We start from the raw sequence: 21,962 nt of genomic DNA on the forward strand, positions 1-21,962 counted from the left end.
TACTCTTAAATTGTATCAAATTTCACAAAATGCATTCAATATTTCTGAGACGAATCTAATCAATTTTTTCTGCTTGATTAATCGACAATAAATATAAATATTTCCCAGTAACTGGTTTATGCAAAATATTAGATAACGCTTGGGCATACAAATTGATTTGTCCCCGATATTTTTCAATGATTTTATCTACATGTTGATCAACGTTTCGATTGCCAATATAGTCAGTCTTGTAGTCGAATAAAACCACATGATCAGAAAATTCAAGGTATCCATCAATAATTCCGTGAATCAAGATTTTTTCATCGCTATCTTTAGCAAAACCATTAAATACTAAATTAGCATTCATTAACATTGAAAATGGTGCTTCTCTCGCCAATTTATCATTATTTTCTAAAATTAATTGGCCCAAATCAGTATCAAATAATTTAACCACTTCATCAACATCAATCTTAGCAGCCACTTCTTTAGTGATAACTTGATCTGCAACCAATCGTTCAATTAAATCAATGATTTCTTGATTTGATGGGCGCTTAGATAAGTCTAATTCCTGCAAGATTAAATGCGTCGCCGTTCCCACTTCTGCTGGACTTGGTTGACTAACCGACTGCATAAATTGTGGCTCATTAAAATCACTGTTTACATAACGACTACTTTGTTTATTTTCTTGCCAATCTTCATCGTAGTTTCCCAAAGTAATGTTATCGGGATCTTCAAACAAGCGTTTAATTTCTGAAACGGATTGGTAAGCAGTCGTTTGAGTGGCGACTTGATCAGGATATTGAAAATCCATAATCTGATCAATCTGATCCACGTTAATATCTTCTGGCAATGGTTTTTTAGCCAATTTAGCAAATGCTGATAACCATTCTTTATTATCAGTATTATCACCACTAATCAGCTTGTCAGACAAATCCTTTTGATTATAAAATTTTACATCAAATTGAGTTTGATCTTTATCTAAGTCTGAGTAAGTAGTATCGTCACCAAATTTTGCGCGGAAAAGTGGATGGCGGACTAATGCTGGTCCAATCCAATCTAAATAATTTTTAGCCCCACTTCTTAGCGCATTCGATAACAAGAGTTCATTACTATGGGCGGCTTTTTGCCATGCATCAATAATTTTAGTTTGATCATTGCCATTTTTAGTAGCTCCTACAATGAACAATTGTTGTTCTGCACGCGTTAAAGCTACATATAACTTTCGCATTTCTTCTGCAAGTAGTCCTCTATTTTCAACTTGCGTAACCACTTGGCGTTGCAAAGTATCTTCTTTAACTCGATTATCAGGATTTAAATAAGTAATCCCTAAACCTAATTGATCATTTAAGACATATGGTTGTTTACTGTCTTGTTGATTAAAACCATGTGAAGCATCAATTAAAAATACAACGGGAAACTCTAATCCTTTACTGCCATGAATGGTCATGACAGAAACTGCATTCGTATTTTCATCAGCATTAGCTTCATCTAAATCTTCATTGCGTTCTTGCATGTGACGAACAAAACGTACGAATTGGAATAATCCCTTAAAACTAGTCTTTTCATAGTCAAAAGCTCGCTCATACAATGCATGTAAATTGGCTTGACGCTGCTTTCCAGCAGGCATTCCACCAACATAATCTAGAAATCCAGTCGTTTGATAAATATGCCAGATTAGATCCACAATTTCATGTTGTTGTGCAATATTTCTAAATTCAGTTAGTTGGGCTAAAAAGACTTTTATTTTTTCAAAGACTTGATTTCCGAATTCAGTACTTGTGGAAGTTGAGTAATCGTGCATAAATTTCAGTACCGCATTAAAGTAATCGCCAGTTTTAGAATTAATTCTTAAGTATGCTAATTGATTTTCATTTAAACCAACAATTGGTGAACGAAGGACTGCAACTAGTGGAATATCTTGATATGGATTATCAATAATACTTAATAGCGCCATCATGATTTGAATTTCAGTTGTTTTAAAATAGCTTTGCGCTCCATTTACAATCAATGGAATATTATGACTTCCAAAAATATCTGATAATACTAAATTATTATTTCTAGTTGAAGATATAATGGCAATATCAGAATATTCAATTGGACGCATTATTTGCTTTTTACGATCATAAACTGACATTTGTTTATTAATCATTTCATCGATTTTTTGTGCCACAATTTCAATTTGCCCATGGGCACTATCTTGAATTTGAAATTGCGCATCAACAGCTTCTTCATCATCGTCTTTACTTTCATACATTAATAAATCCACATTTGATGTTAAGCTCTCCGGATATTTAGCCCCCGCTTTTAATTTCGCATCATCAGTATAATCAATATCCCCAATTTGTTTATCCATAATCTGAGTGAAAATTAAATTAATAAATTCATCAATATTTTTAGCAGAACGAAAGTTATCCGGCAACACAATTGTTTCATCGTTAGGATTATCCATGCGGTCAATAAACATTGAAGGATCCGCTAAACGAAAACGATAAATCGATTGCTTAACATCCCCCACCATAAACATATTGCTAGTATCTTGTTTAGCGACTGTTGAAACGATGGCATCTTGCAAACGATTATTATCTTGATATTCATCAATCATAATTTCGTTGTACTGTGCTTGGAGAATTTCACGAATACCTTTTGACTTAGCATTATCACCGCTCAAAATATCATAGGCATAATGTTCAACATCAATAAATTCAAGGGCATGGCGTTTTAATTTAGCTTGCTGGTAACTGTCACTAAAAGTTAAAACTACGCGTACTAATTTATCTACTAATTGTTTTGATGCCTGCATAATTTCTAAATTATCAATTTCATTTAATGCAAAATATTTATCAGGTAACTTTTGAAAAGCTTTTTTAGCACCATCACGAATGTCTTTAATTCGGTCATGCGTCATCTTAGCAATATCATCATAAGTTTTATTAGTTCGAGGAAAACTCTTAAATTTAATTTCACTAAATGCTTTCTTCAAATCATCCCACTTATTTTGCTGCAATGAATCTAAAAGTTGTTGCATTGCTTCAATGTCTAATTGCACACAAGCAGCTTCTTTTTCTAATCCATTGTCTTCAGCAACTGTTTTAGCCGATTCAAAAGATAGCTTTTGTTGTGCCACTTCATTTTCAATAATAGGTAACAAATGCCTTTGATAAAAATCACTATCAGTAATCGAACCCGAATCAATATCATAGATATTAGGCGTTTGTTTTAACCATTCAATTGGGTCTTGATTAACATTTGCATAGTCATAAGTTTTAAAAACTAAGTTAGTTAATCCATCATCAGAACGATCATCGGAAAAGTTTTCAGTTAGTTGTGCAAAAGTACCATCTTTATCATTAGCGTATAAATCTTCTCTAACATTTTCCCAGACTTGTTCTTTTAACATTTGGCTTTCAGTTTGGTCGGCTAATAAGCGAAAATTAGGATCCAAGTTAATAATATAGTAGTAATTTTGGACAATTTTTTGACAAAAAGCATCCAAAGTTGAAATATCAGCGACTGGCAAGCGCCGTAATTGTTTTACTAAAAACACTTTTGTATCATTATCTTTCGTCTGGTTTAATTGTTCACGAAGTGCAATTTGAATCCGGTCACGCATTTCTTTCGCTGCCGCTTTAGTGAAAGTTAAAATCAGCATTTCATCAATATCAATATGTTCATTCAATAATTTATTTATAACTCGATCAACTAATACCCGTGTTTTACCAGAACCCGCTGATGCTGAAACTAAAACATTTTTATCAAAATGATTAAAAACTGCTTTTTCTTGTGGTTTTGTATATTGCATTATTGATTGTCACCTCGTAACTTCTTTAGAATACTTGGTAAATTATAGTTTTCTACATCACGGTAATTATTTTCATTTAATAATGGATCAAATTGCATGATGGAACGATAAGGTGTGTATTGCATTGCATCTTGATTTTGACTCCAACGAGCGGGCTTCATATCAATGTTTCCAGAGAAAATATCATGGCCCGCCTTAGTAATTAATTTTTCATTGTGCTTTAATAACAAGTCTAAATCATCAGGTTGTACAATCGGACTACTCTTATAGTAACTACCATCTTTTTTCTTTCTAATTGGAAATACCTTGGAGCTACCATACTTGTCACCCGCAATGGTTGCATCAATTTTTTGCAGTAAGTCACCATTGTTCACCAAGATACCTTGATATTTTTGCTTACTTAAAATCGCATCTTCAAAAGTCTTTTTTAAATCACTCTTTGAATATTTTGGATTAAAGATATGCATATAAACAGCACCAGCTAATTCAGCCTTACCTGCTTCATCAAAGATTCCAAGATTATGTGCTAACACATCAATGTAAGTCATCATTTGCATCGAAGTTCCATCATAAACCCGACCAAAGTCCATTTTACGTTCACTAGATTTGTAGTCGACAATGCCTAAGTAATCGTGTCCGTCAACATTCATGTAGTCAATACGATCAATTCGACCACGCACATTAATTAATTTAGGCGTTTGAATATCTTCATCTTCTGGAATATCAAACTTCAATGGTTTTAAATCATTTTTATGGCCGACTTGACCGAATGATATTTCCGTTTTACGAGGACGCATTGGTGTAAATTGACTTTGCTTTTGCATCGTTTCAATCGTATGTTTAATAGTTTTTATTAATTGCGATTTAATGTAGTTCATCCGACTAGAGCTTTGTAGAATGGTGTATTGCATATCGTTAGGGTCTTCCAACATTTTAGCAGTCACTGTATCCACTAATTCATTCATTGCTTGTTTATCTAGTGATGATAAATCCACATGATCTTCATTCACTACGCGCATCAATTTGTCTAAGGCTTCATGGTAGAACTGACCAGTACTGGCTGGTGACAAATCAAAAACATCTCGTTCTTTTAAATTCAATCCATACTTCAAGAAATATTCATATGGATTACTGTAAAATTGTTCTAATTTAGAAATTGAGGTATTAATCTGATCACCATAAAGTCCCGTGATAATATCACCAGTTAATTTAGTAGGCGTATTATTATAATCTAAACCACCAAGTAATTTATCAGTTAGCATTGATAAATTATTATCTTTAACTAGTTGGTTATAAACATAATGCCAAACAGGTGCCAGCTTAGTATTAGTAGCTTTACTATTTTGACTAGCTTGCACTAAATGCCTTAAAGTTGCACGCTTAGTTCCAATAAATTGTCTAATAATTGGTTCATTGGCCTTAGGTAAACTCTTTAGATGTTCAACATCTAAATTAAAATGTTCTACAATCCGTGCTACATATGGTGAAATATTGATAGAACTATCATCGTCTTCACTTAAAGTGTAGGAAAAAATTAATTTATCACTGCCGGCTAAAAATGCTAAATAATTTAAGAATGGATCATTCGCCATTTGGTTTTCTGATGTTTCACGTAAATATTGACCATCATCAAAACTATCTTCTAAGTCATCACGATCAGCATCACTAAATAAGGCTTCATTGGTGACCTTATCGGGCATCACATCATCGGTAGATCCCATCATAAAGACAACCTTACGATTATCCATTTGCACAATTCCACTTTCAGAAATTGCGACTTGGTCTAATGTTGATGGAATTTGTGAATAATTCGCACCTTCAAAACCACTTTGTAGCAATAATAGAAAGTCATCTAGTTTAAATTCACGTTCACCTAAAATGGAAACAAAGTCATCTAGTAAGTTACAAAATGTTTGCCAGACCTGTTCTGGTTGAGCAGCTTCAACTAATTTACCATCATCAATAGATTGTTTACGCCATGCCTTTAATTGGTCAGCAACGCCCATGTTAATTAAGAATTCATATAAAATTTGTGCTGCTTCGGTTCCAGTTTTGGCTCTTTTAATCCGTTTAAAAAATGGTGGTAAATTATCCTTAATAAAATGACGAATCATATTAATTTGTTGGTCAATCTTTACAAATTTATCTGCTTTTACGCCAAAATCATCATCGGAAAACCATGCATATTGCCAATCAGCATCTTGTAGCCAACGATTACCTTCATAACCATTTTTCAAAACTAAATTTTCAGTTAAAGCAACGGCTCTACGATAATCTTCGATCGAAATATATTCACCATTTGCATCTTTAGGAATAAAAAGTTCAGTCTTAAGTAGACGCATCACATCAGCGTATTGATAACTACGTTTACTGTTCAATTGGTCAATATTAAATAATGAATTAATGAGTTCAACTAGTGGATGGTCTTCCATTGAACGATTGACATCATTAAATGAAGGAATATCTTCTAAATCAAAAATCGGTGCTAAAACATTTTGGTAACGATCTAAGTGCCGAGTCATCACTAGAAAATCTGAATAATGATAGTTTTGTGTCGCCACCATTTGGCGAATCTTAGTCGCAATATGTTCTACTTCTGAAAATGGACTATCAGCACGAAATACTTGGATGGATTCATTATTTTGCAATGGCTTTTTATCAATTACACCTAGTTTAGTCGATTGCTGCCAGTACTTATCAAAAGTTCTTAGGTCATCACTAACTCGTTGCTGTTTAGCCATTTGATCCATTAAAATATGTGTATCATTATCACGAGCAAAATTATAAAAGTGATTGTACAATTTTGCTGATTGATAAAAAAGATTGGGACTTTCCGGTAATTGATTAGAATATTTGCGATCTAAATTCAAAGAAATTGTCACACTTTTTGCGTGTTGAATTAAGATTTCAACTAAACGCCGTTCTTGAGCAGTAAATTGATTAAAGCCATTAAAGTAAAAATGACTGTGGGATAAATCTAAGTTGCCCTCCAACAAATAATTGCAAAATAAATTAATGACATCAGATTTATATAAATATTGACCACTAGTTTGTTCCTCAAATGCACGATAAATAATAATAAAATCATGCATCTTATCGTGCAAACTAGATTTTAGATTTTCATTATTTGTGTAAATATTACTTAAATCATCTGCAGAAATTTGTCCTGATTGCATTTCAGCGATTTGTTGTGAGATTTTTTTTATAAAACCTGGTTGCCCACTTTCACCACGAAAGACAGTTAATTCATCTTGATGATCTAAAATAATTTGATAAATCAACATATTAATTCCAGACTCACTTAAACGCGTACGTTGATATTCAGGATTATTTTTCATGTAATACCAAACTAAACGTGTAATTGAGAAAGTTTGAAATTTACTTTCTGCATAAATTGTTTCATCATTAAAGTTTAGCTTTTTTAATGCCTGAACTTCAGATTCAAACTTGATATGGTTAGGCACTAGATAAAAATACTGATCGTTGGGATTATCATTTAGTGATTGTTTAAGTTGTTCAATAATAACAGCCTCATGGTCGTAACTAGCGGTTCCTAGAATAAATTGCAGTGCCATTAAATCATCCCTTCTCTTTCGTTAAATAGTATCTATTATTATATAATACGAACTAACTTTTAAAAAATTTTGCAAAAAGAAAACGCCATATTTTAAAAATGTTTCACATGAAACATTTTTAAAATACAACGCTTGAAATAACCAATTATGCTTCTGGTAATTTATTTTCTGGTAACTTGTTTTCTTTCAATACTTTATTAGTATATTGTTCGATATCCATTGCAACTTGTTGCATATTTTGATCTTTAGGATCCATATGGCCAGCAGTATCTTGAGCAACTGCCCAATATGCTAAATTATCAGTTACTGGGATGATATCTCTAACAATTTCCATTTCAATATTGGGACGAGAATGCTTTAACTGTTCAAAGGTATTATAATCGGTGATCATATGCATATATCCACCTTGCTTAGCAACACTTTTGAAAATAACCAAATGTGATTGTTCTCTAGTTGCAGATAGTTGTTGTTTAATCTGGGATAATTGTTCTTTACTTAATTGTAATGCCATAATCTACACCTCTAATATTTATTTTTCTTCAATTAATCCAATGGATTGATTGATAAATTCTTTCTTCACAACCACATTGTAAGCTACATTCGCAACGTTATCAAAAGAAACTTTACCATAATCCATAGATTCTCCTTCATCAATGATTTTTAATTTACCATTGTTTTGTTGTGTCATTGCAACCGGCCTTAAAATTGTGTATGGAACTTCATATTCATCAACCAATTTAACTGCGTATCTTTGTTCATTTAGATATTCTTTGACATTATCAACATTATTATATGTAACTTTTTCGTTCAACTCATTATCAATACCTGCAACTGATAGCATGATAAATTGTTCTAACGGTGGTTTTACTTCATCTAAAGCAGAAAACAATGCTTCAAAATTTAAGTCAACATCCATTGGTCCTAAAAATGAATAAATAATATTAACATCTTTGACTTCATCTATATATGAACCTTCATTATCAAAGTCAACATCACTAAGAACTTTCATATCGTATGATGCATTATCATAAAACATTGAAATCATTTTCTTGGCAACTGGATTATTGCCACCTAATACTAAAATTTTCTTCATATTTACCACCCCAATTTTCACAACTTAAGTGTAACAAACATTATTAAGGTAGTGAATTACAAAATACTTTAAAATTACTTATTTTTAGTTCATAATTGTCATGTTAATAAAATTAAGGAGGTAATTTTATGGTTAAAATTGGTAAATCATCAGTTGAATCTACTGCACTCGGTTTAGGTACTAATGCAGTTGGTGGAAATAATCTATTCCCAAACTTAAAAGATGATACTGGTATTCAAATTGTTAAAACTGCTTTAGACTCTGGCATTACCTTATTAGATACAGCTTTTGCATATGGGATGGGTCATTCAGAAGAATTAATTGGTAAGGCCATCCAAGGCTATAATCGTAGCAAGTTTGTAATTGCTACTAAAGCTGCTCAAGATACTTCTGGTAGTGAAGTTACTATTAATAATAGTCCTGAATTCTTAAAACAAGCGGTTAATGATGCTTTGAAACGTCTTCAAACTGACTACATTGATATTTTCTATATTCATTTTCCAGATGACAACACTCCTAAAAATGAAGCTGTTGCTGCTTTAAATGAAATGAAAAAAGAAGGTAAAATCAAAGCAATTGGAGTTTCAAACTTCTCACTAGATCAAATTAAAGAAGCTAACAAAGACGGTTTAGTTGATGTTGTTGAGGATCAATACAGTTTATTACACCGCGATGCTGAACAAGAATTATTCCCTTACTTAAGAGCAAATAATATTTCATTCGTGCCATTCTTCCCTCTAGCATCTGGATTACTAACTGGTAAATATTCTAAGGAAGTTACTTTCCCAGAAGATGATATCAGACATGGTAACCCTGATTTTGAAGGCTCACGTTTTGAAAAAATCGTTGATACAGTTGATAGCTTAAAACCATTAGCTGATAAACATGGTGTCACTATGGCAGAATTAATTCTTGCATGGTACATTAAGAACCCAGACATTACAGTTGTAATCCCTGGTGCTAAGAAACCAGAACAAGTTCAAAGCAACGCTAAGGCTTTAAACACAACTATTGGTGATGCTGACTATCAAGAAATTGATGAAAAATTTAAGAACCTATAATTTTTATAAAAAATAATACGAAGTCAGATTCTAGAACGGAATCTGGCTTTTTTATAAAATGGAAGTGATGATTATCTCATTTAGTACAATTATATTTCTAATTCTGATTGGCATTATTTCTGGGATTATCAACAGTATAATTGGCATGGCATCCTTAATTTCATACCCTGCCCTAATTTCAGTCGGCATTCCGCCAGTTTTAGCCAATGCTTCTAATACTGTTGCTTTAATCTCCAGTGGTGTTAGTTCAACCTTGTCATCTTTAAGAGAATTAAAGGACCATTGGAAACAAGTGACTCCGGTCATTTTGTTAAATGCAATTGGTGGATTGATTGGATCAGTTTTATTATTACACAGTTCGAATGCTGCTTTTTCTAAAATTATCCCCTTTTTGATTTTCTTTGCCGCATTCTCAATCTTAATACCCAAAAAACCAAAGCTAGAGCAAAATAAAAAAAGTAACGGATTATTTTTTGAATACTTAATTTTGGGTCTTGTCGGAATTTATGTTGGTTACTTTGGTGCCGGTGCAGGTGTAATCATGATTGCTGTCTTATCAAGAATTAGTAAAAGTCCATATAACGTTTATAATGCTACTCGCAACGTTGCTACTTTAGCATCGAATTTAGTTGCATCCATTATTTTTATTTTAGTCGCTAATTTATACTGGAAAGAAATTATTATTTTAGCAATCGGATTATTTATCGGTGGATTTATTGGACCAAAGATTGTTAGATATATTCCAACTAAAATTATGAAAAACGGTGTTGGAATTTTCGCTATTTTTCTATCAATATACTTATTCATCAAAGCATTTTTCTAAAAGGAGAATTATTGAATGTTACAAATCAATGTAATTTTAGGCAGTTCTAGAAAGACTGCTTTAGGTAAAAACTTGTTTAATTATCTAAAAACTAATAAATCATATTATGAAAAATTGACTAACGCCACATTTAATTTTATTGAAATTAGTCAGTATGAATTACCTTCTTCTATGAAGAGATTCCACCATTGGAAAATAAACAACGAGTTGTGCCAGCTAATCAACAACAATGGCTAGATGATATGCAGGATGCCGATGGATATATCTTCTTAACTCCTGAATATAATCATTCAATGCCTGCCGTTTTAAAAAATGCAGTTGACTATTTGGCAGATCAAATTAGTGATAAAGCTGTTTTAACAATGAGTTATTCCAACAATGGTCGTGGTGGTCAATTTGGCGGGCTGGCACTAAATGATGTCTTAACGCGTTTAAATGCTTTCTTATTACCACAAATTGTTTCAGTAGGAAATGTGCAAAAGAAGTTTAATAGCGATGGAACAATCAAATCAGATGCCCCTACTAAAGAACGCACAATGCAAAAATTGGAAACAGCAATGAAGAAAATTACTTTTTATAGTGATCTATTTAAAAATAATAAATTTAATGAGTAAATTAATATATGAAAAACATCCTCACAAAATTTTATGGGGATGTTTTTTTTAAGAGTTTTTTTGACACTATGTCAGTTTTTGCTATAATATATTTGACGATTTGACAAATTGTCAAAAAATGTTAAAGGAGCATTAATTATGAAAACAACTATTTTTGTATTCCATCCATATTTGAATAATGGATCCAAAGTAAACTATTCATTAGCTAATGCTGCAAAAGATGCGGATATTGAAGTTAGAAATATGTATGATATTTATTCTAATAATGATATCGATGTTAATGAAGAAAAAAGAATTTTAGAAAAAACCGATAAGATTGTTATACAATTTCCAATGTTTTGGTATAGTTCACCATCACTACTCAAGAAATGGGAAGATGTTGTTCTAGAACATGGATGGGCTTACGGTAGCAACGGTGATGCTTTAAAAAATAAGGAATTGATTTTAGCAGTTTCACCAGGAGCTAGTGGAGATAACTATGTGCACAATAAAAATTTTAAATATAAAGTAACTGATTTATTACGCCCATTTCAAGCTACTAGCAATTTAATCGGCACTAAATTTATTAAGCCTTTTATTACAACTGGTGCAAGTAGTTTAACCGACGATGAAATTAATAGTAAAGCTAAAAAATACGTTGAATATGTAAAATCAAATAATCATGAAATACTAGGAGACTATGAATAAAGGAGGTTATTTAATATGTACTTATTAAAAATTAAAATTAAGGATAATCAATTATCAGAATCAGAAAATGAAAAATTATTTGCTGAACATAGACAATGGTTTGGCAATGAGTTTAAAAAAGGGAATTTTTTAATGATTGGTCCTGCAAAAGATGAAGATAAAACTGGTTATATTTTTGCAAAAGAGTCAAATAAAGAGCCATTAAAAGATATTATTAAAAACGATGCATTTTATCCAGATAAAGCTGAATATATAATTCATCAATTCGAACCTAAAGCAATTGCAGACAATATAACTGAATATAAAGGTAACTAATTATGTATAGTAATAAATTTAATGCCATTGTATCGGCAACCAAAGAACTAGCCAATAAATTAGAATATAAAGACATAAATATTCAAAAAATAGATGAGTATACAAGTTTTAGCAGAGCTTCAATATACTATTATTTTCACAATAAAGAAGAAATTTTCATCTATATTTTAACTGAAGAATATAATAAAATCATTGCTGAGATTCAACAATTAAAAAATACAGATATAAAAATGACTAAAAACACTTTTGCTGATAAAATGGCACGTATTTTTGATCAACATCATTTAATGCTGAAATTAATTTCAAATAATTTAACGGACTTACAAGAAAAAAGTAGGATGACATATTTAATTAAATTTAAAAAAAGTTATGGGAATTTTTTAGCTACCTATGATAATTGTTTAAAAAAATTCTTTCCCAATCTTTCAAAAGATCAAATTGAAAATATAAATTATGCTTTCTTTCCTTTTTTATATGGAATTTATCCTTTTTCTTCAGTTACAGATAAACAGAAGGAAGGATTAACTAAAGCTGGTTTTATTTACAAACCGCATTCTGTGTATAATCTTGTTTTTAATATGCTTATTACTATTCTATAAATCAAATTTATTATAAGGAGGCTATTTAAATGAGTATCGTTATTCATTTATTCTATACTGGTAAAAATGATGATGCACAAAAATTTGCTAATGAAATGGAAAGTTCAGGAACAGCAAATCTTATTAGAAAAGAAAATGGTAATTTAAGCTATAAATATTATCAATCATTAGATGATAAAAATACCATTTTGTTAATTGATGAATGGAAAAATCAAAATGCTTTAAATAATCATCATAAATCTAATATGATGACAAAAATATCTAAATTAAGAGAAAAATATGATTTAACGATGAAAATTGAATCACTAACAAAAACAGATATTGATTCCAGGAACTATAAATTTATTAAAAAATAATAAAAGTATTAAAAAAGATACCTTACTAAAATGACCCCCTAAAGTTGTTTGAAAATAACTTTAGGGGGTCATTTCATAATAATTTTTTTCTTTTATATAATAATGAAAGCAGAGATTACATTATAATAAATCACGGAAACAATAATAGTCGCCAAATTGTACATGATAATGTTTTATTATAGTTGATATCTTTTTTCTCAATTAACTTTTCTAAATAAAAGAGATAAAAACCATTAAAAAAGAATATGATACCAAATATGCTTGCAATTAAATGGTTATCTTTTACGAAAGTAAACAATACTAAAGTAAAAAAAGATAATAAGTAAGTAATTCGAAATAAATATAGTTTTAATTTCATGAATTGATACTCCTAATTTAATAAATTTTTTAATTATTAACTGCATTTAATCCCACAACAATGCCCAAAAAGAAGCCTAAAGAAAGAATAATCGTAAACAATATCCAATATCTGTATTTATATAATTCTTTCATAATGTAATTGCACCCTTTCATCCCAAGTTTAATTTATAAATATTATCATCAATTTTTTCAATTTGAATATTATTTAAAATGAAATTTATTAATAAAGATTTCCCTCTAAAATTCAATTATTTTAGTAATTATACATAATATATTAAAATTTGTATAAGGAGGATTATTTATGAAAATTAAATCAATTGATCATATAGTTTTAACTGTAAAAGATATTAAAAAAAGTTTATGTTTTTATGTAAATGGTCTTAATATGCAAAAAGAAATATTTGAAACAGATAATAGAAAAAGATATGCACTAAAATTTGGTAACATGAAAATCAATTTACATGAGATAAATAATGAATTTAATCCGAAAGCTGACTTACCAACACCTGGATCAGAAGATTTATGTTTAATTTCAGAAACTCCCATTAAAAAGGTCATTCAAGAATTAAATGATAAAAAAATTAAGATTATCGAAGGTCCTGAAAATAAGCATGGAGCTATGGGATCGATTACATCGATTTATTTGAGAGATCCTGATAAAAATTTAGTAGAAATATCTAATTACAATGATAGATTTATTAGATAAATAAAAAGCAAAAAGGGGCGAAATATATGAATATATTATTACCAGATATAAAAACTTTAGAAAAAATCACCGGCATTCAAATTAATGATTTAGCAGAAATGGTAAAAGCCGCATACATAATGATGACTAATAAAAAATATTATCCATTGATTTTATAGTTCAAAGAACTACTTTAAAAAAATAAAGTTGTTTTCTTTGACTTTAATATAATAATTATATACTGTTTATTTATACTAATAATTATATGGGGTGCTTTTGGCTGAGATTATACCCAGAAACTTGATCCAGGTAATGCTGGCGAAAGGACAATAAAATGTTACTGGCAGCGCTATCTTTTTTGGTAGTGCTTTTTTATTTAATATTACAGTTAATTGCCCTCCAAATGGAGGATAAATTATGCATAAAGAAAAATATACTGTTCAAAGATTAGTCGTACTAGCTACGATGATTGCATTAGATTTTGTATTATCACCAATTTTTAGAATTGAGGGCATGACTCCTATATCTAGTGTCATGAATGTCATTGCAGCTGTTTTAATGGGGCCCACATATACTGTTATTATGGCAATTGCTTGCGCATTAATGCGGATGCTGTTTTTAGGGATTCCACCATTAGCATTTACTGGTGCTGTTTTTGGCGGACTCCTAGCGGGTATTTTTTATAAATACAGTCAAAAAACTATTTTAGCAATCGTTGGTGAAATTATTGGGACTGGATTAATTGGATCTCTTGCTTCTTACCCGATTATGGTAATATACACTGGCAATAGTAACCAAATTTTCTGGTTTTTGTTTACCCCTAAATTTTTTGGTGGTGCTATTTCAGGATCAATTATCGCCTATTTAATTTTAATAAAATTGTCTAAAATTAATTCTTTTAAGAAAGCGAATACTTATTTTAGTAATAATTATTAATTATTTCCATATATAGTTCGTAAATAATGAATTATTGATATTTATATGGTAAAATTATCATATAATTTACCTAAAAGGCGAACTATAAAAGGAGAGATTACATAATGATTAACAAAATTGCTGACTTTTTTCATTTTAATGAATTAGGTACCAATTACAAAAAGGAAACATTAGCAGGTATTACCACTTTTGTTTCAATGGTATATATCATCTTCCTAAATCCTAATGTTTTAGGAGCTGCTGGAATGGATAAAGGAGCAGTATTTACATCAACTGCTTTGGCAACTGCCCTTGGTTGTTTCTTAATGGGAATTATTGCTAATTATCCAATTGCTTTATCTACTAGCTTAGGAATGAATGCATTCTTTGCATATTCAGTTTGTGTGGGGATGAAAGTTCCATGGCCAACTGCTTTAGCGGGTACATTCATCGCCGCTGTTATTTTCATTATTTTAACTGCATTTAAATTAAGAGAAAAAATCATTGATGCCATTCCTACCGATCTAAAAAGTGCAATTGCTGGTGGAATTGGTTTATTCATTGCTTTTCTAGGATTAAATCAAGGTGGCATGATTGTTGCTGATAAAAGTACTCTTGTGACACTAGGCTCATTTCATACAGGCACTACTTGGCTTACAATATTTGGGCTTATCTTAGTAATTGTTTTAATGAGTGCTCGTGTTCCTGGAGCCATTTTTATTGGCATGGTTGCAACTGCCATTTTAGGTATGATAACTGGATTAATCGCAATGCCTCATCAAATTGTTTCAAGCATTCCAAGTATTAAACCAGTTTTCTTAGCTTGTATCTCACACATTGGTGATATTAATACTGTTAAATTATGGATTGTTGTATTTACCTTCTTACTAGTATCATTTTTCGATACTGCTGGTACTTTAGTTGGTTTAGCACAACAAGCTGGTTTCATTAAAGACAACAAGATTCCAAGAATTGGCCGTGCACTAGCTGCTGATTCTACTACTATGTTAGGTGGTTCATTATTAGGAACTTCTCCTATGGGGGCTTTCGTTGAATCATCTGCCGGAATTGCCGTTGGTGGTCGTTCAGGATTTACAGTTATTATTACTGGAATTATGTTTATTCTAGGAACTTTCTTCTCTCCATTATTAGGTGTCATCACTGATCAAGTGACCGCACCAGCACTAATCATTATTGGTGTTTTAATGGCTAGTTCATTAAAAGATATTCATTGGGAAAAATTTGAATTGGCGGCCCCTTCATTCTTAATTGTTTTGGGGATGCCTCTTTCATACAGTATCTCAGATGGAATTGCTTTAGGATTTATTACTTATCCATTATCTATGATTGCTGCTAAACGTGGTAAAGAAGTTAATGCGTTTATGTATTCATTAGCAATTATCTTCATTATCTTTTTCTGGTTATTAAGTGAATAATATATAAAAAATACCCAATAAAGGGTATTTTTTATATAATTTTATAGGAGTTTATTTTTATGAATAAAAAACAAGAATATATTGATAAGTTATGTTTAGGCCCTCATCCAGAAGGTGGTTGGTACAAGGAAACATATCATAGTGAAAACAATTTTTTTGACGATGATAGCAAGGATCAGCGGTACTTCTACACTTCAATTTACTTTTTACTAGATAAAAATAGTCCATCTCATTTTCATAAATTAAATCATGACGAACTTTGGTACTATCATGATGGCAATACAATCACTATTCATTGTATTTCACCTCAAGGAAAATATTATAAAGTCCAATTAGGGAAAGATATTATGAATGGTCAAGTACTACAATTTAAAGTACCTAAGAATACAATTTTTGCATCTGAAATAAATGAAGATAGTTTTTGCCTTGTAAGTTGTATGGTTTCACCTGGATTCAGCTATAATGATTTCATTTTATTAAGAAAAAAAGAATTAATAAAACAACATCCTAGTTTAAAAAATCTAATTGAGAGACTCACAATTGATTAATTAAGGAGAAAATATTATGTATAAAGAAGCCCTATTAATTATTGATTACACTAATGATTTTGTAGATGACAAAGGTGCCTTAACAGTGGGTAAACCTGGACAAAAATTAGAAGATTACATTATTAACTTAGCTAATCAATTTGTTGAAAAAGATAATTGGGTTATTTTACCCACCGATTTGCATAAAAAAGATAATCCCTATCATCCCGAAACTAAATTATTTCCCCCACATAACCTAGCTAATACTTGGGGACATGAATTCTATGGCAAGCTTCAGACATGGTATGATCAACATAAAGATGATGCCCAAGTTTATATGTATGACAAAACTAGATACAGTGCTTTTGCCGGAACTGACCTAGATTTAAGATTACGCGAACGAAACATTAAAACTATACATTTAGTTGGTGTATGTACTGATATTTGTGTTTTACACACTGCAATTGATGCATATAATTTAAACTATAATATCGTAATTCATGAAAATGGTGTCGCTGCCACTAGTGAAGCTGCACAGGAATTTTCTTTAAATCATTTTAAAAATTCATTAGGAGCAACTATTAGAAAATAGAATATAAAAACAAAAATAGAGCTTTCAATTAACATTGAAAGTTCTATTTTTTACATTAAATAAATCATTTTTAAACTAAGCTCTTTTCGTCAACACTGATAAATTGACCTTTTCCATCAACAATTTGATAATTTTTATCAGCATATTTAATTAATCTATCATCGTGTGTAATTAAGATAATTAATTTGTTTTGGTCATGTGCTAACTTTCTAAATTGTTCCATAACTTCAATTGCCCTTTTACCATCCAAAGCAGCCGTAGGTTCATCAGCCAAAATAATTTTCGGATTAGTATAAACTGCTCGTGCAATCGCTACCCTTTGTTGTTGTCCACCTGATAATTCATCTGGATAGTGATTTAATAAATCTTTCAAGCCTAACTCGTCAATTAAACCATCAAATGAAGATTTAGTAATATTATTATGTTCTTTTACACGATTAGCTAGTTCAAATTGATCTTTAACTTTAAGATATGGAAGCAAATTATATGATTGAAGCACAAAACTAATATTGTTTAACCTAAAGTTACTTTGTGCTTTTTTAGATAATGATTCATAATCTTGTCCATTAATTTTAACTGATCCTGAAGTTGGTGATAAAATACCACCTAAAATTTTAATAAAAGTACTTTTACCTGACCCTGAAGGACCAGTAACTGTTATCATTTCACCCTGATCAGCACTAAAAGTTATACCAGATAAAGCGGTTGTTTTGCTTAACTTAGTGCCATAAATTTTATTAATTTGGTTTAATTCAATCATTTTCATCTTCATTAACCTCCAATCACTGTTGCCGGATCAATTTTGGTTACTGTACGCATTGGAATAATTGATCCAATAATTGCCATCACAACCAATAGTAATGCCGTTCCTAAAATTAACATCATATTAAATGTCATTGGCACTGCTGCTGGCATTAATAACGCTGTGATAAGTGTTAAACCACCACTAATTGCTACCCCAATAACAGATATGATAACTGCTTGACTAATAATGTTCTTAATTAGATAGCTGTTTGCAATTCCTTGGATTTTCATCACAGCAAAGAACGGAATCTTTTGCATCGTTAATACATATAAGAAAATTGCAATAATAAATAATGTAATTAATAGCAAGAAAACAATCATAAAGGTAAAGGTATTATTTTGTGCACTATATCCAGGTAATTTTTGAATAAAATCATTAATCGATAAAACTTGTGTCCCACTTGCTACATTTGTAACTTTATCTTTGGTTACGATTGCACTAATATTTTTAATTTTATTATTGCCAAATTTAAACGCTTGAATATCATTTTCAGCTCCATAAATTACTGGAGCGACATTTAATTTGGCGTTTTTAGTAACACCCACAATTTTAAATTTAGGTGAATTATTACCCATAGTAATTAGTTGTCCTAGATGATAATGATTTTCATTAATCAAGTTTTGATCAACTACTACTTCTTTGGCATTTTTAAATTTACGCCCTTTTACAATATTTAAATCATTGTATATATATTGTTGTTTATTGATTCCTAAAATTTGTACGCCTGTTTTATCACCTTTTTTAAGGTTTTGAACATTTGCTGATAATTGAGTAATATTTGCTCTATTTTTACCAGCTTTAATTGATTTAGACTGCCTATTGGTAAGAGTAGATTGCGTTAATGAACCATTTGCATCCGCATTTAAAACAATATTACTAGCATTCCAAGTATCAATGGCTTGGCGGTTAGAACTGCTCAAACCATTAGCCAAAGCTGTTAGTACAAAAATTAAGTATGCAATTAAGATAATTACTGATCCAATTAATCCATATCTTAATTTATTCTTCTTCATTTCCTTAATAGATAAGAACATAATTTAACAACTCCTTAATCAATTAAACCATTCTTAATTACTCGTAAATATATTTTAAAATCGGATAAAACTTGCTCTTTATCTGCATCCATCAAAATCTCTTTAATAGTTGCATGCGCAGCCATTGTGACAAATTTATAAATAGTAATAATTTTACTAGTATCACTTATATTTTGACCATCAACTAATAAAATTAAATTATTCTTACTTAATTTGTGATAATCATAATTGCTTTGCTTAAGATCATATTGGTTGTATTCAATATATATTTTGTAAAAATTTCTATATTTAGAATTATCAATTTTATTTATAAATTTTAATGTGGCTTCATAAAATGCATTTAAAGTATTATCATTTTCTTTTTTGATTTGTTCGAAAACATCAAAATGCACTTCATGCAAAACCGTTTCTAAAACATAATGATAACTGTCATTAATATCATTAAAATATTTATAAAAAGAGCCTCTAGCAATACCACAACTTTTTATAATTCTTGCAACCTGTGCTTTCGATAATTTGTATTCTGAAAATTCATTTAATAATGAATTAAAAATTTGCTTCTTTTTTTCTTCATTTAAATTCTCAAAAGTTTTAGTAGGCATTTTGCCATCTCCTAATGTGACACTGTGTCACTTAATTTACATTTTATATTCTATGTCGATAGTGACACCGTGTCAACACATTTAAATTAAAAAAGATTAGAATTTGTAAAAATCTAATCTAAAATAATGAATTAGAAAAGTATATATCCCATGAAAGCAGCCAATATTCCTAGCAATGCTGTTATAAAGTAATAAAGGATTGCCATCATTTTATTTTTAAGATTCATCTGAACAGTTTCATTCATATATGTAGAAAAAGTTGTATATCCACCAATAATTGCGATAAAAAAAGCTGTCCAGAAACTGGTTTTAGGTAATTGCCCATTAATCAATCCTAATAAAAACGATCCTGAAATGTTAATAAATATAGTGGCTATTGGAAAAGAGATACTTTTAAAAGTATCCTTAAAAAACTTAGTTGTTATAAATCGAAGTACAGAGCCAATTGAAGCACCCAACCCTACCGTCAAAACGTTAAGTATCATTTACTTTCACCTCTAGTTATAATCAAGTTGCCTAATGAATTGCCCAAATTAGCAAATATTAAACCGCCTAATAAACTTACTAATATATATATAATACCTAGACCAATTTCATGATTAATTAATAAGTTAACACTATCAAATGAAAAAGTTGAAAAAGTTGTAAATCCACCAATTAGTCCCATACTAATTCCACTAATAAGCGCTTCAGAAAGTTCAATTATTTTGGTCAATATTCCTGTTATCAAAGCTAGTAAAAAAGATCCAATGATGTTTATAATAATTATCGCAATAAAATGACTATTACCAGATATTAAAGTAAAATAGCCACGCAAGATGCCGCCAATAAAGCCAAAAATAAAGATATAAATAACTTTACGCATAATCAAATCGCACTTCTTTCATTCAAAATATAATAATATTTTATAACATACCACAAAACATTGTGTATTTCATACTATACCAATTCACATTTTTCTTTTGACATTTATCTTTGCAATAACTATCATTATTAAGGTAGAGATTAATACAATTAAAAAAATATTATTAAATTATTAAAAACCACATAAGGAGTACTCATATATGCTACTTGGCAGCATTGAGGCGGGCGGCACTAAATTTGTTTGTGCTGTTGGTAATAACGATTATCAAATTGTTGATAGTACAATAATAAAAACAACAACGCCTGAAGAAACATTTGAAAAAACAATTAATTTTTTTAAAAAATATAAAGATTTAGCGGCTTTAAGTATTTCGTCTTTTGGCCCTATTGAAATTAGAAAAAAATCATCAAAATACGGATATATTACTGATACCCCTAAAGAAGGTTGGTCTAATGTTAACTTTTTAGGAATCATTAAGGACAATTTTAATGTTCCAATATATTGGACTACTGATGTTAATGGATCTGTGTATGGTGAATATATTAATTTTCAAAAACAAGGTAAAGATTTAGACTCAATTGTTTATTATACAATTGGAACTGGCGTTGGTGCTGGAATCATTATCAATGGAAAATTTATTGGCGACATGGGTCATCCAGAATTAGGTCACGTAAAATTAAAACGTCATCCTGATGACCTTAATTTTGGCGGTATTTGCCCCTATCATAAGGATTGTCTAGAAGGATTAGTTTCTGGTCCTACTTTTGAAAAAAGGGTCGGTAAAAAAGGACAAGATGTTCCATTAACTAATCACGTTTGGGACATCATGGCATATTACGTTGCCCAGGCTGCAGTTCAAATGACACTAACTTTTCGTCCAGCAAAGATTATTTTTGGTGGTGGAGTAGTCAGTGAAACTTTTCTTAAAAAAGTAAGAGCCGAATTTGAAAAACTACTAAATGGTTATATTACGATTGATAATGTTGATGATTACATCATTATGCCTTTGATTGATGATAATGGTTCCGCAACTTATGGTAATTTTGCATTAGCATCATCATTAATAGATAAAAACTAAGTGCATTTATGCACAATGTAATTTTTAACAAAAAAATATATAAATAATTAAAAATAAGCACAACTTGTAAACCCTTTCATAGCAAAGATTTACTTAATGTGCTTATTTTTTATCGATTATTTTTCAAGAAATTTTCCACAAAATGCTTTCTTTTTTTGAAAA

At 30.3% G+C, this 21,962-nt stretch carries 24 protein-coding genes and 1 riboswitch; of the genes, 15 read left to right on the plus strand and 9 right to left on the minus strand.

The features are described 5' to 3' along the window. Positions 1 to 55: 55 nt before the first annotated feature. From addA to C7N44_RS05005, 4 genes are all read right to left on the minus strand, one after another. Positions 56 to 3,778 (minus strand): helicase-exonuclease AddAB subunit AddA, encoded by a 3,723-nt coding sequence (addA, locus tag C7N44_RS04990; RefSeq protein ID WP_105956813.1) that lies wholly within the window; start codon positions 3,776 to 3,778, stop codon positions 56 to 58. After that, positions 3,778 to 7,353 (minus strand): PD-(D/E)XK nuclease family protein, encoded by a 3,576-nt coding sequence (locus C7N44_RS04995; RefSeq protein WP_105956814.1) that lies wholly within the window; start codon positions 7,351 to 7,353, stop codon positions 3,778 to 3,780. The genes addA and C7N44_RS04995 overlap by 1 nt, the downstream gene beginning before the upstream one ends. A gap of 145 nt (positions 7,354 to 7,498) precedes the next feature. Beyond that, a complete protein-coding gene (locus C7N44_RS05000; protein WP_105956815.1) occupies positions 7,499 to 7,864 on the minus strand; it encodes a hypothetical protein in 366 nt (121 codons plus the stop codon). An 18-nt stretch (positions 7,865 to 7,882) separates the two neighbouring features. Then, positions 7,883 to 8,446, minus strand: a complete 564-nt coding sequence (locus C7N44_RS05005) for an NAD(P)H-binding protein (protein WP_105956816.1) — start codon at positions 8,444 to 8,446, stop codon at positions 7,883 to 7,885. A 128-nt stretch (positions 8,447 to 8,574) separates the two neighbouring features. Between C7N44_RS05005 and C7N44_RS05010 the strand changes: the two genes are divergently transcribed. The 14 genes from C7N44_RS05010 (at position 8,575) to C7N44_RS05070 (ending at position 17,416) form a co-directional block, all read left to right on the plus strand. Next, positions 8,575 to 9,507, plus strand: a complete 933-nt coding sequence (locus C7N44_RS05010) for an aldo/keto reductase (RefSeq protein WP_105956817.1) — start codon at positions 8,575 to 8,577, stop codon at positions 9,505 to 9,507. 67 nt (positions 9,508 to 9,574) lie between these two features. Next, the gene (locus C7N44_RS05015) at positions 9,575 to 10,330 is read left to right on the plus strand and encodes a sulfite exporter TauE/SafE family protein (RefSeq protein WP_225362957.1); all 756 of its coding nucleotides are present in this window, start codon (positions 9,575 to 9,577) and stop codon (positions 10,328 to 10,330) included. A 15-nt stretch (positions 10,331 to 10,345) separates the two neighbouring features. Next, positions 10,346 to 10,567, plus strand: a complete 222-nt coding sequence (locus C7N44_RS08015; protein WP_157945050.1) for a hypothetical protein — start codon at positions 10,346 to 10,348, stop codon at positions 10,565 to 10,567. Beyond that, positions 10,519 to 10,944 carry an NADPH-dependent FMN reductase gene (locus C7N44_RS05020; protein WP_105956818.1) on the plus strand — a complete coding sequence of 142 codons (426 nt, stop codon included), beginning with the start codon at positions 10,519 to 10,521 and terminating at the stop codon, positions 10,942 to 10,944. Before C7N44_RS08015 ends, C7N44_RS05020 begins: the two co-directional genes overlap by 49 nt. Positions 10,945 to 11,082: 138 nt before the next feature. Next, the gene (locus tag C7N44_RS05025; RefSeq protein WP_105956819.1) at positions 11,083 to 11,631 is read left to right on the plus strand and encodes an NAD(P)H-dependent oxidoreductase; all 549 of its coding nucleotides are present in this window, start codon (positions 11,083 to 11,085) and stop codon (positions 11,629 to 11,631) included. Between the two features lie 15 nt (positions 11,632 to 11,646). Then, positions 11,647 to 11,946: a YciI family protein gene (locus tag C7N44_RS05030; protein WP_105956820.1), complete on the plus strand. Its 300-nt coding sequence runs from the start codon at positions 11,647 to 11,649 to the stop codon at positions 11,944 to 11,946. Between the two features lie 2 nt (positions 11,947 to 11,948). After that, positions 11,949 to 12,545: a TetR family transcriptional regulator gene (locus C7N44_RS05035; RefSeq protein WP_105956821.1), complete on the plus strand. Its 597-nt coding sequence runs from the start codon at positions 11,949 to 11,951 to the stop codon at positions 12,543 to 12,545. 29 nt (positions 12,546 to 12,574) lie between these two features. After that, entirely contained in the window at positions 12,575 to 12,901 is a 327-nt protein-coding gene (locus C7N44_RS05040; protein WP_105956822.1) for a putative quinol monooxygenase, read from the plus strand. 661 nt (positions 12,902 to 13,562) lie between these two features. Next, positions 13,563 to 13,967, plus strand: coding sequence for a VOC family protein (locus tag C7N44_RS05050; RefSeq protein WP_105956824.1), 405 nt, complete (start codon positions 13,563 to 13,565; stop codon positions 13,965 to 13,967). Between the two features lie 26 nt (positions 13,968 to 13,993). Continuing rightward, entirely contained in the window at positions 13,994 to 14,125 is a 132-nt protein-coding gene (locus C7N44_RS08145; protein WP_263851161.1) for a hypothetical protein, read from the plus strand. 77 nt (positions 14,126 to 14,202) lie between these two features. Continuing rightward, positions 14,203 to 14,291: riboswitch (TPP riboswitch) on the plus strand. Between the two features lie 72 nt (positions 14,292 to 14,363). Further along, positions 14,364 to 14,882: an energy coupling factor transporter S component ThiW gene (gene thiW / locus C7N44_RS05055; protein ID WP_105956825.1), complete on the plus strand. Its 519-nt coding sequence runs from the start codon at positions 14,364 to 14,366 to the stop codon at positions 14,880 to 14,882. Positions 14,883 to 14,986: 104 nt separating this feature from the next. Beyond that, positions 14,987 to 16,297 carry an NCS2 family permease gene (locus tag C7N44_RS05060; protein WP_105956826.1) on the plus strand — a complete coding sequence of 437 codons (1,311 nt, stop codon included), beginning with the start codon at positions 14,987 to 14,989 and terminating at the stop codon, positions 16,295 to 16,297. 59 nt (positions 16,298 to 16,356) lie between these two features. Beyond that, positions 16,357 to 16,845, plus strand: a complete 489-nt coding sequence (locus tag C7N44_RS05065; protein WP_105956827.1) for a cupin domain-containing protein — start codon at positions 16,357 to 16,359, stop codon at positions 16,843 to 16,845. A 16-nt stretch (positions 16,846 to 16,861) separates the two neighbouring features. Further along, complete coding sequence (locus C7N44_RS05070) at positions 16,862 to 17,416, plus strand: cysteine hydrolase family protein (RefSeq protein WP_105956828.1); 555 nt, start codon at positions 16,862 to 16,864, stop codon at positions 17,414 to 17,416. Between the two features lie 70 nt (positions 17,417 to 17,486). Here the strand turns inward: C7N44_RS05070 and C7N44_RS05075 are convergent, their stop codons facing one another. The 5 genes from C7N44_RS05075 to C7N44_RS05095 form a co-directional block, all read right to left on the minus strand. Further along, the gene (locus tag C7N44_RS05075) at positions 17,487 to 18,182 is read right to left on the minus strand and encodes an ABC transporter ATP-binding protein (RefSeq protein ID WP_105956829.1); all 696 of its coding nucleotides are present in this window, start codon (positions 18,180 to 18,182) and stop codon (positions 17,487 to 17,489) included. A gap of 5 nt (positions 18,183 to 18,187) precedes the next feature. Continuing rightward, complete coding sequence (locus tag C7N44_RS05080) at positions 18,188 to 19,255, minus strand: ABC transporter permease (RefSeq protein WP_105956830.1); 1,068 nt, start codon at positions 19,253 to 19,255, stop codon at positions 18,188 to 18,190. A gap of 14 nt (positions 19,256 to 19,269) precedes the next feature. Next, on the minus strand, positions 19,270 to 19,857 hold the full coding sequence (locus tag C7N44_RS05085) for a TetR/AcrR family transcriptional regulator (RefSeq protein ID WP_105956831.1): 588 nt from the start codon (positions 19,855 to 19,857) through the stop codon (positions 19,270 to 19,272). 131 nt (positions 19,858 to 19,988) lie between these two features. After that, positions 19,989 to 20,342: a fluoride efflux transporter FluC gene (locus tag C7N44_RS05090; protein ID WP_105956832.1), complete on the minus strand. Its 354-nt coding sequence runs from the start codon at positions 20,340 to 20,342 to the stop codon at positions 19,989 to 19,991. Beyond that, positions 20,339 to 20,722, minus strand: a complete 384-nt coding sequence (locus C7N44_RS05095; protein ID WP_105956833.1) for a fluoride efflux transporter FluC — start codon at positions 20,720 to 20,722, stop codon at positions 20,339 to 20,341. The genes C7N44_RS05090 and C7N44_RS05095 overlap by 4 nt, the downstream gene beginning before the upstream one ends. A 199-nt stretch (positions 20,723 to 20,921) precedes the next feature. Here C7N44_RS05095 and scrK point away from each other — a divergent pair, with 199 nt between their 5' ends. Then, positions 20,922 to 21,800 (plus strand): fructokinase ScrK, encoded by an 879-nt coding sequence (gene scrK / locus C7N44_RS05100; RefSeq protein ID WP_105956834.1) that lies wholly within the window; start codon positions 20,922 to 20,924, stop codon positions 21,798 to 21,800. The last annotated feature ends 162 nt before the right edge of the window (positions 21,801 to 21,962 follow it).

It is taken from the genome of Apilactobacillus quenuiae, from assembly GCF_002994005.1.
GTDB classification, from domain to species: domain Bacteria; phylum Bacillota; class Bacilli; order Lactobacillales; family Lactobacillaceae; genus Apilactobacillus; species Apilactobacillus quenuiae.